The organism is Thermoanaerobaculia bacterium (assembly GCA_035260525.1).
Classification (GTDB): domain Bacteria; phylum Acidobacteriota; class Thermoanaerobaculia; order UBA5066; family DATFVB01; genus DATFVB01.
Genome location: DATFVB010000183.1, coordinates 1 through 14462 on the forward strand (window position 1 = coordinate 1; position 14462 = coordinate 14462).

The 14462-nt window shown below is 72.6% G+C and carries 7 protein-coding genes; all 7 read left to right on the top strand.

Annotated elements, in window-relative coordinates:
* A partial coding sequence (locus VKH46_09095; protein HKB70986.1) for an FtsX-like permease family protein occupies positions 1-1364 on the top strand: 1364 nt, incomplete at its 5' end.
* A 9-nt stretch (positions 1365-1373) separates the two neighbouring features.
* Positions 1374-3866 carry an ABC transporter permease gene (locus tag VKH46_09100; protein ID HKB70987.1) on the top strand — a complete coding sequence of 831 codons (2493 nt, stop codon included), beginning with the start codon at positions 1374-1376 and terminating at the stop codon, positions 3864-3866.
* An 11-nt stretch (positions 3867-3877) separates the two neighbouring features.
* On the top strand, positions 3878-6310 hold the full coding sequence (locus VKH46_09105; GenBank protein ID HKB70988.1) for an ABC transporter permease: 2433 nt from the start codon (positions 3878-3880) through the stop codon (positions 6308-6310).
* Positions 6311-6328: 18 nt separating this feature from the next.
* Complete coding sequence (locus VKH46_09110; GenBank protein ID HKB70989.1) at positions 6329-8743, top strand: ABC transporter permease; 2415 nt, start codon at positions 6329-6331, stop codon at positions 8741-8743.
* Positions 8744-8753: 10 nt separating this feature from the next.
* Positions 8754-11180 (top strand): ABC transporter permease, encoded by a 2427-nt coding sequence (locus tag VKH46_09115; protein ID HKB70990.1) that lies wholly within the window; start codon positions 8754-8756, stop codon positions 11178-11180.
* Positions 11181-11191: 11 nt separating this feature from the next.
* Entirely contained in the window at positions 11192-13603 is a 2412-nt protein-coding gene (locus tag VKH46_09120) for an ABC transporter permease (GenBank protein ID HKB70991.1), read from the top strand.
* Between the two features lie 9 nt (positions 13604-13612).
* Positions 13613-14462: ABC transporter permease (locus tag VKH46_09125; GenBank protein ID HKB70992.1), on the top strand; the 850-nt coding region annotated here is incomplete at its 3' end.

Consider the following 14462-nt stretch of genomic DNA (forward strand, 5'->3'; position numbering starts at 1 on the left):
CCGAGATCACCGTCGACGGAGGCGTCCTCCTCTTCGCTCTCTCGCTCTCGCTCGCGACCGGTATCCTGTTCGGGCTCGCGCCGGCCTTCGCGTCCGCGCGTCCGAATCTCGCCGACGCACTGCGCGAGCGGGGATCGACGCCGGGGGGCGGGCGGCACCGCCTGCGCGCGGGTCTCGTCATCGGCGAGGTGGCCGTCGCGTTCGTCCTGCTCGCGGGAGCGGGACTCCTCCTCCGGAGCCTCGGCCGCCTGGTGCACGTGGATCCGGGATTCGACGCGACCCGGGTCTTCACCGCGCGCCTCGATCTCCCCGCGATCCGCTACCCGGACGCCGCGCGCGCGGCGGCGGCCTACGCGTCGGTCGTCGACGAGCTCGGACGCGCGCCGGGGATCGTCTCGGCCGGCGCCGTGATGCCGCTGCCGCTCTCCGGTTTCGAGAACATGGTCGCCTTCGGGCTCGCGCCGGGCGCGGGAATCGCGCCGCCGGCCTCCTCGGCGGGGCGGCCGTTCCCCTGGACGGCGGCGTTCGCCGCGGCAGAGCCCGGATACTTCCGGACGCTGGGAATTCCGGTGCGCGCGGGACGGGAGTTCACGCGGCGGGACGACCTGCACGCGCCCCCGGTCGCGATCGTCAACGAGGCGCTCGCCCGGAAGTTCTTCCCGGGCGGCGACGCGATCGGGCGCCGCATCCGCCCGACCGTCTCCGCCGGGGACGAGCCGCCCGCCTTCCGCGAGATCGTCGGCATCGTCGGCGACGTGAAGCTCGATGGTCTGCGCGACGAGCCCGGTCCGGTCGTCTACCTCCCGGAAGCGCAGGTCGGCTTCACGTCGACGTGGCTCGTCGTGAAGACGTCGGGCGACGACGCCGCGGCGCTCGCGTCGATCCGGCGGCTCGTCGGGAGGATCGATCCCGAGCTCCCCGTCTACGCGTCCCAGCCTCTCTCGCGGTACGTCTCCGACTCCGTCCGCGCCGAGCGGTTCACCTCGGTGCTCGTGACGCTCTTCGCCGCGCTCGCGCTCGTCCTGACGGCGATCGGCCTCTTCGGGGTGATTTCGTACACGGTGGCCCAGCGCACGCACGAGATCGGCGTCCGGATGGCGATCGGCGCCCGACCCGGCGAGGTGTTCCGCATGGTCGTCGGATCGGGGATGCGGCTCGTCGGCGCCGGCACCGCAGCGGGTCTCGCGGGAGCGCTCCTCCTCGGCCGCGCCTTCGAACGGTTCCTGTTCGGCGTCGGCCGCTCCGACCCGGCGACGCTCGCGGGGGTCGCGGCGCTGCTCGCGGCGGTCGGTCTCCTCGCCTGCGCGCTCCCCGCGCGGCGCGCCGTCCGCGTCGACCCCGTCTCGGCGCTGCGGGACGAATGAGGTGATCGGATGAACACGCTGGTCCAGGACGTCCGTTACGCTCTCCGGGGGCTCCGGAAGAACCCGGTCTTCACGGTCGTGGGGGTAGCGACCCTCGCGATCGGCATCGGCGCGAACGCGGCGATCTTCACGGTGATCGACCGGGTCCTCCTGAGCCTTCTTCCCGTCTCCCGTCCGAACGAGCTCGTCCTGCTGCGGTCCCCGGGTCCGTCGCAGGGGCACACCTGGACCGACGGCGACCGCGCGACGTCGTTTTCCTACCCGATGTACCGCGGGCTGCGGGACCGCAATCGGGCTTTCGCGGGGCTGCTCGCCGTTTTTCCGTTCGACGCGAGCGTCGTCGAGCGGGACCGCGCCGAGCAAGCGCGGGGGGAGCTGGTCTCGGGGAACTACTTCGACGTGCTCGGCGTCGCTCCGGCGCTCGGCCGCGCCATCGTGCCCTCCGACGACACGGCTCCGGAAGCGCATCCGGTCGCGGTCCTCTCCTTCGACTATTTCCGCCGGCGGTTCGGCGGCAACTCCGCCGTTCTGAACAAGACGATCACGGTCAACGGACGGGCCCTGACGGTCGTCGGCGTCGCGCGGTCGGGATTCGAGGGGGTCCAGCGCGGCCGCCCCGCGGACCTCTTCGTGCCGATCACGATGAAGGCGTCGATGACGCCCTCCTGGAACGGCCTCGACGACCCGAAGGATTACTGGGTCCAGATGATCGGACGATTGAAGGAGGGCGAGTCCCTCCGCCGCGCCGAGGCGATGCTCGCCGCGACCTACCGTTCCCTCCTCGCGGAGGTCGCGCCGCGATTGACCGGTTGGGACGCCGGGGAACGCCGGCGCTTCGTCGACCGGCGGATCCGACTCGTCGCCGGCGGCGGGGGGCGGACCATCCTGCAGACCGAGCTCGCCGCACCGCTCCTCGCCCTGATGGGAATGGTCGGCGCCGTGTTGCTGATCGCGTGCGCGAATCTCGCCGGCCTCCTCCTGGCGCGCGGCGCCGCCCGCCGGCGGGAGCACGGGATCCGACTCGCCGTGGGAGCGAACCGGACCGCCCTCTTCCGCCAGACCCTCGTGGAGAGCCTCGTGATCGCCGTGATCGGCGGAGCGGCGGGCGTCGCCCTCGGTTCCGCGGTCGTCCACCTGCTCGTGGGCGCGCTCCCGGCCGACGCGGACCTGAGGCGGATTCCGATGACGATCGATCTCCCGGTGCTCCTTTTCGCGCTCGGCGCATCGCTCGCCGCGGGCGTCCTCTTCGGGCTCGCGCCGGCTCTCCGCGCATCGCGGCTCGACCCGAACGGGGTCCTCCACGGGATGCCCGACCCGCGCGGCGGCGTGCTGCGGTTCCGGCGATGGCTCGTGAGCGGGCAGGTCGCGCTCACACTCGCCCTTCTCGTCGGAGCCGCGCTCTTCGCCCGGAGCCTCCGCCGGCTGTCGGCGGTCGATCTGGGGCTCCGGCCGGAAGGAATCGTCCAGTTTTCGATCAACCCCCGGCTGACCGGCGCTTCCCCCGAACAGACCGCCCGTCAGGCTCGGGATCTCACCGACGTTCTGGCCGCTCTTCCGGGAGTCCGATCGGTGAGCGCGTCGGAGCTCGGCGTCTTCCAGGACAACGACAGCGGCGGCGACGTCTCGATCGACGGCGTTCCGGCGCCGCCCGGCGCCGACCGCCAGGCGCGCCGGGACTGGGTCGGTCCCGACTACTTCGCCACACTCGGAATTCCGCTCGCCGCCGGACGCGAGTTCTCGTCCCGCGACGACGCGGCGGGAGCGAAGGTCGCGATCGTGAACGAAACCTTCGCCCGCCGGTACCTCGGCGGCCGGAACCCGATCGGGCTCCGGATCGGCTTCGGCCCCTCGGGAGCCCCCCGGGACACCGAGATCGTCGGCGTGGCGCGCGACAGCCGGTCCGAGGTCGATCAGGAGCCGCTGCCGTTCGTCTTCTTCCCGTACCTCCAGGACGCGCGTCTGCGCGAGCTGACTTTCTATGTCCGGAGAGTCGGCGCGACGGAGACGGCCGTCCGGGACGTCCGCGCGCTCGTTTCCCGCGTCGAGCCGGCGCTTCCCCCACCCGACGTCGAGCGCCTCCGGTCGCAGATCGACGATTCGACATCCCGGCGCCGTCTCGTCGGCACGCTGGCGATGGCGTTCGCGGGTGTGGCCGCATTCCTCGCGTGCATCGGCATCTACGGCGTGCTCGCGTACTCGGTGACCCAGCGGACCCGCGAGATCGGAGTGCGAATGGCGGTCGGAGCGACGGCGGCCTCGGTTCGCCGTCTCGTCCTCGCCGACGTCGTCCGGTTCCTCGTCGCCGGAGCGGCCGCCGGAGTCCCGCTGGCCTTCGCGGTCGCGCGGCTCATCGCGTCTCTCCTCTTCGGCGTGCGCGCGGCCGATCCCGGCGCATTCGCCGCGGCCACGGCGGCGGTCGCCGCCGTCGCGCTCGTCGCCGGATATCTCCCGGCCCGCCGGGCCGCCCGGATCGATCCGATGCGGGCGTTGAGAGAAGAGTGAAGGGAGGATCCATGAGCGGTCTCCTGCAGGACGTCCGGTTCGCTCTCCGGGGACTCCGCCGCACGCCCGGCTTCGCGGCGGTCGCCGTCGCGACACTCGCGCTCGGCATCGGCGCGAACGCGGCGATGTTCGGCATCGTCGACCGCGCGCTGCTTCGGCCGTACCCGTACGTCCGCCCGGGCGAGCTCGTCCAGGTGATCGAGACGTGGAACGCCGCGCGCGGGTTCGGCCCTCCCTCGTGGGCGGACTTCCTCGACTGGAGGAACGAGGCCCGGAGCTTCGACGGGATGGCGGGGTATCTCGCGCAATCGGGCAACCTCGAACGCCGCGGAGGACCGGAGCGCGTCCGCGTCGTCGAATCGACCGCGAATCTCTTCGACGTGCTCGGCGTGGGCGCCGCGCTCGGGCGGACGTTCGCTCCCGGCGAGGATTCCCGCGGCGCCGCGTGCGTCGCGGTCCTCGGGAATCCGGTCTGGCGGACGCGTTTCGGGAGCGACCCCGCGGCGGTCGGGAGCGTCGTCCGGTTGAACGGCGCTCCCTGCACCATCGTCGGCGTCGCTCCCCTCCGGTTCGAGTTCCCGGTCGGGCTCTCCGACGGGATATGGACGCCGCTCCATCCCGACGCGCCGATCTACGCGGACCGCGGGTCGCACTTCCTCGGCACGATCGCGCGCCTGCGGCCCGGCGTATCCGCCGCGGCGGCGAGCGCCGAGATGGACGGCATCATGCGGGGGATCGCCCGCGCGTATCCGGACGCCGCCCGCAACCGCGGCGGCCGCGTGGTTCCGTTCCGGCTCTGGTCGTCGAACGACTACCGGCAGAAGCTCTTCATCCTCTCCGGCGCGGTCGTCCTCGTCCTGCTCATCGCGTGCGTGAACCTCGCCGGAATGCTCCTCGCCCGCTCGACGGCGCGCCGCCGCGAGCTCGCGATCCGGACGGCGCTCGGGGCGGCGCGGCTCCGCCTCGTGCGCCAGATGCTCGTCGAGAGCGCGGTGCTCGCGCTCGCGGGCGCGACCGCCGGAATCGCGGTCGCGGCCGCCGGCGCGGCGCTCCTCTCCCGGGTGATCCAGCCGTATCTGCCCCGCGCCGCGGCGTTCTCGCCCGACGGGCGGATGCTCCTCTTCGGGCTCGCCGCGAGCGGCGCGACCGTCCTCCTTTTCGGGCTGCTCCCGGCGATCCGCGCCGCGCGCGCGGAAGCCACCACGCTCCGCGGAGAGATGGCCGGCTCGCCGCACGGGCTCGATCGTCTGCGCGGCGCTCTCGTCGCGGGCGAGACGGCGCTCTCGCTCGTTCTGCTCGCTTCCGCCGTTCTGCTCGCGCGGACCCTCGTCGCGCTCGCGCGGCAGGACCCGGGGGTTGCGACCGAGCGCGTCGTCACGTTCAAGACGGCGCCTTCCCAGAAGAGCTACCCGGGACGGGGCCTCGAGGAAGCGTTCTACGCCCCCGTCCGGCAACGGCTCGCCGCCGTTCCCGGCGTGAGCGCCGTCGCGACCATCAACCGGCTTCCGCTCGAGTCGTGGGGCTTCAACGGCAGCTTCCTCCTCGAGGGGCGGCCGGAACCGGCGGATCCGAGGGACCAGGACGCCGAGCTCCGCGTCGTGAGTCCCGGGTTCTACGCCGCGATCGGGGCGTCGATGCTCCGCGGCCGCGACTTCAGCGACGCCGATACCGGGAACGCTCCGCCGGTCGCGGTGGTCAACGACGCGTTCGTCCGCCGGTATTTCGGCGCGGACGATCCGCTCGGCCGACGCTTTCGGTTCGACGCGTCGTCGCCCCTGATCACGATCGTCGGGGTGTACCGGTCGATCCGTCAGGAGGGGCTCGGGCGTCCCGCCGACCCGGAGATCGACTTTCCGGCCGCGCAGATCGTGCCGGGCAACGAGCTCTACGAATTCGGTCTCGCCCGCACGGTCACCTTCGTCGTCCGGTCGGCGCTTCCTCCCGCCTCGCTCGCCCCCGCGGTGCGGGAGGCGGTCCGGCGGTTCGATCCGGCCCAGCCGGTCTTCGGCTTCCGCACGATGGCGGAGATCCGGGACGACTCGATGGACGGCGACCGCTTCGCGCTCTCGCTCGTGGCGGCGTTCGCCGGAATCGCACTCCTCCTCTGCATCGGCGGAATCTACGGTGTCATGAGCTACTTCGTCGCCCAGCGGACGCGCGACATCGGAATCCGGATGGCGCTCGGCGCGACTCCGGCGAGCATTCTCCGCCTCGTGCTGGGTTCCGCTCTCCTGCTGTCGGGCGCCGGCATCGGGATCGGCCTGGCCGGATCGGTCGCCGCGGGAGGCGTCTTGCGGTCGCTCCTGTTCGGAGTGCGCCCGAGCGATCCCGCGACACTCGGCGCCGCGGCGCTCGTTCTCTTCGGGACGGCGGTCGCGGCGGCTTACGTCCCGGCGAGGCGGGCGGCGAAGGTCGATCCATCCACCACGCTCCGGGCGGAGTGAGAAAGGAACAAGGAGAACATGACCGGCCTCATCCAGGACCTCCGCTACGCCGGGCGCGCTTTCCGGAGACGGCCCGGCTTCACGGCGCTCGCCGTCGCGATCCTCGCGCTGGGCACGGGAGCCAACACCGCGATCTTCTCGGTCGCCAAGAGCGTCCTCGTCGATCCGCTTCCCTATCCCGAGTCGAGCCGGCTCGTCTGGATGACGGAGACCCGCCCCGACGGCTCGGAGATCTCGGTCTCGTATCCCAACTACGTCGACTGGCGCGACCGGAACCGCTCGTTCGAATCGCTCGCCGCGTTCACCGGCTCGAGCGCGACCCTTCCCGGCGATCCCCCCGAGCGCCTCAACGCCCACGTCGTCTCCGGGAACTTCTTCGCGACGCTCCGCGTCCCGGCCCGGCTCGGACGGACGATCGTTCCCTCCGACGACCTGCCGGGCGCGCCGCCCGTCGCCTATCTCTCGCACGCCCTGTGGACGCGCCGCTTCGGCTCCGATCCCGGGATCGTGGGACGCCCGGTCTCGATCGGCGGAGCGATCCGCACCGTCGTCGGCGTGGCGCCGCCCGGCCTCCGCTCCTACGACTACGGAACGGCGGACGTCTGGATCCCGCTCGGGCCTTGGGCGCGCGATCCGGATTCGGACACGCTGATGCGCAAGAGCCACGCCGGGCTGTACGCGATCGGGCGGCTCCGGAAAGGCGCCTCGCTCGCGACGGCGCGCGCGGACATGGATCGCGTCCGTCGGAATCTCGCCGAAACCTATCCGGCGGAGAACGGCAAGCACGGCATCGCGGTGCGGTCCCTCCGAGACGAGGTCGTCGGCGACGTCCGGCCCGCGCTCCTGATCGTCTCCGTTGCCGCGAGCCTGCTCCTGCTGATCGCCTGTGCGAACGTCTCGAACCTCCTCCTCGCGCGCTGGGCCGAGCGACGGCGCGAGATCGCGATCCGGGTCGCGATCGGCGCGGACCGGCGCCGCGTCGTCCGCCAGCTCCTGACCGAGAGCCTCGCGCTCGCCGCAGCGGGGTCCGCCGCGGGGCTCGCCGCCGCGTTCGGGCTGCTGAAGGCGATCGCCGTCTCGCGGACGATCGAGATCGCGCGGCTCGACGAAGTGAGACTCGACGCCCCGGTCCTCGCCGTCCTCGCGGCGGCGACCGTCGCGACCGCGATCCTCTTCGGGCTGGCTCCCGCGCTTCGCTCGGCGAAGACGCCCGAGAGACTCGCCCGGCGCGACGCAGCGGGGCCGGAGCGCGGCCGGCTCACCGGGGCGCTCATCGCCGGAGAGATCGGGCTCTCGCTCGTCCTGCTCTGCGCGACCGGGCTGCTCGCGCGGAGCTTCTGGCGCCTCCTGCGCGTCGATCCCGGCTTCCTTCCCTCCCGCGTGCTCACCGCGCGCCTCGACGCTCCGGACGGTCCGGGGCGAGACGGCCGGGAGGCCGCGTTCTACGACGCGGCGCTCCGGGAAGCGCGGCGCATCCCGGGGGTCAGGGCCGCCTCCGCCGTGAATCCGCTCCCGCTCGGCGGTGCGAACCGTCAGGACGGAATCGTCGTCGAAGGAAGCCCGGAGCCGGCCGCCGAGGACGTGCCGTCGACCGACGTGGCGATCGTCGACCCGGCGTACTTCGGCACGATCGGGATCCCCCTCCTTCGCGGCCGCGGATTTCTCGCTTCCGACGACGCGGACAAGCCGCGCGTCGCGGTCGTCAGCGCGGCCGCCGCAAGGCGCTTCTGGCCCGGCCGGGATCCGATCGGCCGCCGGTTCACGAACGCCCGCTCGCGGCCGGACCGTCCGCGGCCGTGGTTCACGGTCGTCGGCGTGGTCGGCGACGTCCGTCTCGCGATCGACGCCTCGCCGGCGAGCGAGATCTACTACCCCGAAGCCCAGAGGTCCATGGGAGTCATGACGCTCGTCGTCCGGACGAGCGGCGCGCCGGAAGCCGCCGCCGGAGAGCTCGCGGCGGCCGTCCACCGCGTCGATCCGGGGCAGCCGCTGTATCGGATCGCGTCTCTGGAGGAGATCGCCGAACGCTCGCTCGCCGGACGGCGCTTCCTCCTGACCCTCCTCGGCAGTTTCGCCGCGCTCGGGCTGCTCGTGTCCGTCGGCGGTCTGTCAGGGGTCGTCGGACGGATCGTCGCGGGACGGACGCGCGAGATCGGGATCCGGATGGCGCTCGGAGCGACCGGCGGGAACGTCGTGGCCGGCGTCCTCCGGCGGATCGCTCCTCCGGTCGCCGCCGGACTCGCGGGCGGCCTCGCGGCGGCGCTCGCCGCCCGGGGGGTGCTCCGTTCGGTCCTGTACGGCGTCGCTCCGGGCGATCCCGCGACGTTCGTCGCCGTCCCGCTCCTGCTCGCCGCCGTCGCGGCGGCCGCCGCCTGGCTCCCCGCCCGCCGCGCGGCGCGGATCGATCCGATGCGGGCGCTGAGAGAAGAGTGAAGGAGGGGTCATGACGGGTCTCCTGCAGGACATCCGATTCGCGCTCCGGGGATTCCGGAGGTCGCCCGGCTTCGCGGCGGTCGCTATCGCGACCCTCGCGATCGGGATCGGCGCCAACACCGCGGTCTTCTCGGTCGTCGACGGGGTGCTCCTACGGCCCCTCGGATTCCCCCACCCGGAGCGGCTCGTCTCGCTCGCCGAGTTCGACTCTGCGGGCCACCGTGACAACGTCGGGTGGGCGACCTACGCGGACTGGCGGCGGCAGGCGAAGAGCTTCGAGGACGTCACCGTCACCTCCTACTGGAACCCGACCCTCGTCGGCAGAGCCGATGCGCAACCGCTCGAGGGGTTGCGCGTCTCCGCCGGCTTCTTCCGGATGCTCGGGGTCCGTCCCGCCCTCGGCAGGGAATTCCTCCCCGAAGAGGATCGGCCGGGCCGCAACCGCGTCGCGATCATCGGACACGGCCTCTTCGTCCGCCGCTTCGGCGGCGATCCGGCGGTCGTCGGCCGGACGATCTCGCTCGGCGGCACGTCCTACACGCTCGTCGGCGTCCTCCCGGCGGGATTCGAATCCGTGTTCGCGATCAGCCGCCGGGGAGAGACGGAGATCTGGGCGCCCCTGGGCTACGACGCGTCGCTTCCCCAGGCCTGCCGCACCTGCCACCACCTCCGCGCGTTCGGCCGCCTGAAGCCGGGCGTCTCCGCGGCGCAGGCATCGGCCGAGCTGTCCGGCATCGAGGCGGCGCTCGCCCGCGCGTTCCCGACCGAATACGCCTCGCCCCGCGCCGCCGTCGAGCCGTTGTCGAACACGATCTTCGGATCGGTGCGCACGCCCCTCCTCGTCATGCTCGGAGCCGTCGCGCTCGTCCTTTTCCTCGCGTGCGCGAACGTCGCGAGCCTTCTGGTCGCCCGCATGGCGGAGCGCCGCCGGGAGATCGCGCTGCGCGTCTCGCTCGGGGCCGGGCGCGGGCGGATCGTCCGGCAGCTCCTCACCGAGAGCCTGCTCCTCTCCGTGGCGGGAGGCGGGCTCGGCCTGCTGCTCTCGGGCGTTCTGACGGGGCTGCTCCTCTCGGGCGCGCCGATCGACCTTCCGCGCATGTCCGCGGTCGGCATCGATCTCCGCGTCCTCGCCGCCTGCGCGGCGATCTCCGTCGCGACGGGGATCGCGTTCGGGCTGGCCCCGGCGCTCGCGACCAACCGCATCGAGCCCGCCGCGGCGATCGCCGACGTCTCCGGCGGAACGGCGGGACCCGGCCGGCGCCGGTTCCTCGGCGGCCTCGTCGTCTTCGACGTCGCGCTCGCCATCGTCCTGCTCTGCGGTGCCGGGCTCCTGGTCCGCAGCCTCGCGCGGCTTTTCGACGTCGATCCCGGATTCGACGCGACGAATCTCGTCTCGATGGACGTCCACCTCTCCGGGCCCCGGTACCGGGAGGACGCGGCGGTCGTCGGCTTCTACCGGCGGGCGCTCGACCGCGTCCGCGCGCTCCCGGGCGTCCGCTCCGCCGCCGTCGTCAGCCAGCTCCCCCTCGGAAACACCTTCGACTCGTGGGGGATCCACGCGGAGGACCGGCCGGCGGCCAATCCCGAGAACGACCCGTCCGCCGACCGCTTCTCGGTGAGCGCGGACTACCGGGCGACGATGGGGATCCCGCTGCGGAAGGGACGGTGGCTCGCGGCCGCCGACCGCGCCGGAGCTCCTCCGGTCATCGTCGTCAACGAGACGCTCGCGCGCCGGTTCTGGGGCGCCGCGGATCCGATCGGGCGGCGCGTGAAGATCGGCGGGACGGACGGGCCGTGGCGGACCATCGTCGGCGTCGCCGGCGACGTCCGGAATCGAGGCCTCGACTCCCCTCCGTCGGGGCAGATCTACGTCCCCCAGGAGCAGCTCTCCGCCGACAACGACATGACGCTGGTGATCCGCGCGGAGCGCTCTCCCGCGGCGGTCGGCGCCGCGGCGAGCCGCGCCGTCCGCGAGCTCGACCGCGAGCAGATCGTCGACGGCCTCGCGACGATGAAGCAGACGCGAGCCGCGTCGGCCGGGCAGCGCCGATTCGCCGCGATCCTGCTCAACGCCTTCGCGGGAATCGCGCTCCTCCTCTCGGGAATCGGGATCTACGGCGTAGCCTCGAATTCGGTGCTCCAGCGGAGACGGGAGCTCGGGATCCGAATCGCCCTCGGCGCAACGCGCGGGAACATCCTTCGTCTCGTGGCGGGCGGCAGCGCGCGGAGGATCGCGGCGGGACTCGTGCTCGGAGTCTGCGGCGCCCTCGCGGCGACCCGCCTCCTTTCCGGACAGCTCTACGGGGTCGGGCCGCGCGACCCGGAAACCTTCGCCGCCGTCGCGCTGCTCGCCGGCGGGCTCGCGCTCGCGTCGAGTCTCGTTCCGGCCCGCCGCGCGACGCGCCTCGATCCGGCCGCGGTGCTCCGGCAGTACTGAAGGAGGGAACAATGCACGATATCGTCTCCGATCTCCGGTACGCCTGGCGCGGCCTCCGCCGCAGCCCGGGGTTCACCGCCGTCGCCGTCGCGACGCTCGCCCTCGGGATCGGCGTGAACACCGCCGTTCTCGGCGTCGTCAACGGCGTCCTCCTCCGGCCGTTTCCCTTCCCGCGCGCGGATCGCCTCGTGTTCGTCCGCGAGGACATGCCCGAGAAGGAGATGTTCGGGATGACGGCGACGCCGCCGAATTTTCTCGACTGGCGCGCCCAGAACCGGTCGTTCTCCGACATGGCGGCGTACGCGCGGAGCTCGGATCCCCTGACCGGGTCGGGCGAGCCGGAGGAAGCGTCCTACGCGTCCACGACCGGCACGTTCTTCTCCGTGCTCGGGGTGCGCCCCGAGCTCGGCCGCTTCTACGGGACGGCGGAGTGCGCGGCAGGGAAGGACCACGTCGCGGTTCTCAGCCATTCGCTCTGGCTCCGCCGGTTCGGCGGACGCCCGGACGCCGTGGGGGCGACGATCCGCCTCGGCGGAGAGCCGTACGAAGTGATCGGCGTGGCTCCCGAGAGTCTGGCCTTCCCCCTCGGGTCCGACGACCTCTGGGCCCCCCTCGACTTCGGCCCGGACGTGGAGAGGCAGAGGGGCGCCCACTACATCTCCGTCATCGGCCGCCTGAAGGACGGGGTTTCCCTCGCGGCCGCCGAAACCGAGGTGAAAGGGATCGCGGCGCGCCTCGCCGCCGCCTACCCCGACAAGAACAAGGGGCACACCGTTTCCCTCCGGACAGCGAAGGAACAGATCGTCGGAAAAGTGAAGCCGGCCCTTCTCGTCCTCACCGGAGCCGTCGCGCTCGTCCTCCTGATCGCATGCGCGAACGTCGCGAACCTGCTGCTCGCCCGCGGCGCACGGCGGGAACGCGAGATCGCGGTCCGCCGGGCCCTCGGCGCGGGACGCGCCCGCATTGTCCGGCAGATGCTCACGGAGTCGATGCTGCTCGCCGCCGCCGGGACGACCGGCGGAATCGCCCTCGCGGCGGCGGCCGACCGCCTGATCGTCCGCTACGGGCCGTCCGATTTCCCGCGATTGTCCGAAATCGGCGTCGACGTTCGCGTGCTCGCGATGACGGCGGGGATCGCGGCGGCGACGGCGATCCTCTTCGGGCTCGTCCCCGCGCTGCGCGCGACCGGCTCGAGTCTCCCCGTCTCGCTGCGCGAGACCGCGGGCGGAGGCACCCCGGCCAGGCGCCGCCTGCGCGACCTGCTCGTCGCGGGCGAAATGGCGCTCGCGCTCCTCCTGCTCGCCGGGGCCGGGCTTCTCGTCAAGAGCTTCGGCCGGCTGGTACGCGTGGATCCGGGTTTCCGCGCGGATCACGTCCTGACGTTCGATCTCACCCTCGATGCGAAATACGCCGACCCGGCTTCGCGCTCGGCGTTCTATCGGCGGCTCCTCGCCGACTTCGACGCGCTGCCCGGAGTCCGGGCGGCAGGGGGGGTGTTCTGCGCCCCGCTCTCCTCCTCGTCCTTCAGCAGCTCGTTCACCGTTGCCGGCGCGCCGGTCCCGAAGTCGGACGAGCCATCCATGAACCTCCGCGTCGTCTCCCCCGACTACTTCGCGACCATGCGGAGCCCGCTCGTCGCGGGGCGCGTCTTCACGGACGCGGATCGGCAAGGAGCCGAGCGGGTGCTGCTGCTCACGCGCTCTGCGGCGCGCCGGTTCTTCCCGAAAGGGAACGCGATCGGACAGTACCTGGTCATGGGAGCGCGCCCGATCAAGGGAGACGTCGAGGGAACCGTGGTCGGCATCGTGGGCGACACGCACGACCGCTCGCTCTCGGAGGACCCGGAGCCCGCGGCCTACTTCCCCCTGGACCAGGTCGGCGTCTCGAGCCTGACCATCGTCGTCCGGACGGCGCAGCGGCCGGAATCGGTCGGACGCGCGGTCCGGGAGATCGTCCACCGCCGGGACCCCGACCTTCCGGTGACCGGCATGACGTCGATGGAAGACGTCGTTTCGCGCTCCGTCGCGGCGCCGCGGTTCTACGCGTTCCTCCTCTCGATCTTCTCGGCGGCCGCACTGGCGCTCGCCGCGATCGGGATCTACGGAGTGCTCTCGTACGCCGTCGCCGCCCGCACACGCGAGATCGGCGTGCGGATCGCGATCGGCGCGCAGCGCAAGGACGTCGTCGGCATGGTTCTGGGAGACGCCACGCGGCTCGCCGCGATCGGTCTCGGCGCGGGGATCGTCGGGGCGCTGTTCCTGACCCGGCTGCTCTCCGGGATCCTCTTCGACGTGCGGCCGTTCGATCCCGCGACGTACGGGGCGGTATCCGCCATTCTCTTCGCGGCGGCGCTCCTCGCCGCGCTCGTGCCCTCCCGGCGGGCATCCCGGATCGATCCGATGGCCGCGCTGCGGCAGGAGTGAGGTGACGCCATGACCGGACTTGGAAACGACCTTCGCTACGCCTTCCGCTCCCTCGCGCGCCGCCCCGGGCTCGCGGCGGCGGCGATCGTCACCCTCGCACTCGGCATCGGCGCCACCGTGGCGGTGTTCTCCGTCGTCGACGGCCTGATTCTGCGGCGTCTTCCCGTGCGCGAGCCCTCTTCGCTCGGTCTCCTCACCTGGTCCTCGCGCGAATGGCCGAAGATCGTGCAGGACCTCGAAGGGAGCAGCCGCAAGGACGACTCGACCGGGGAGACGTGGACGACCGCGTTTCCCTATCCGGTGTTCGGAGCGATCGCATCCGGGAACCGCGCGTTCTCGGGCACGTTCGCGTTGATGGCCAACGACCCCTCCGTCAACGTCCAGATCGGCGGCCGGGGCGCCTCGGCGGTCGCGAGGTTCGCCTCCGGTTCGTTCTTCGACGTCCTCGGCGTGCAGCCCGCGGCGGGTCGGCTCGTGATTCCGGCCGACGATCGGCCGGGAGCGCCGCCCGTCGCGGCGATCTCCCATCGATTCTGGGAGAGGATGCTGGGGGCCGATCCGTCGGCGATCGGGCGGCCGATCGTCGTCAACGGGAAAAGCGTCCTCCTCGTCGGCGTCCTCCCCGAGAGGTTCTTCGGTCTCGAGCCCGGAACGTCGCCCGATCTCTGGATGCCGCTCCGGTCGTTCTCCGTGATTCTCGGCAACGACTGGATGGAGCCGGGCGCCGACCCGTTCACGGACACGAGGATCTGGTGGATCGAGATCGGGGGCGCGCTGCGGCCCGGAGCGACGTGGGCCACCGCGCGCGCGGAGTCGCGCCGGATCTTCGACGCGTTCCTCGCGCCGCGCGCGTCCGCCG

What these genes read in the sequence shown, in the direction of transcription:
- VKH46_09100 (HKB70987.1), top strand. Translation starts at nt 1,374, where the DNA reads ATGAACACGCTGGTCCAGGACGTCCGTTACGCTCTCCGGGGGCTCCGG.
- VKH46_09120 (HKB70991.1), top strand. Translation starts at nt 11,192, where the DNA reads ATGCACGATATCGTCTCCGATCTCCGGTACGCCTGGCGCGGCCTCCGC.
- VKH46_09105 (HKB70988.1), top strand. Translation starts at nt 3,878, where the DNA reads ATGAGCGGTCTCCTGCAGGACGTCCGGTTCGCTCTCCGGGGACTCCGC.
- VKH46_09110 (HKB70989.1), top strand. Translation starts at nt 6,329, where the DNA reads ATGACCGGCCTCATCCAGGACCTCCGCTACGCCGGGCGCGCTTTCCGG.
- VKH46_09115 (HKB70990.1), top strand. Translation starts at nt 8,754, where the DNA reads ATGACGGGTCTCCTGCAGGACATCCGATTCGCGCTCCGGGGATTCCGG.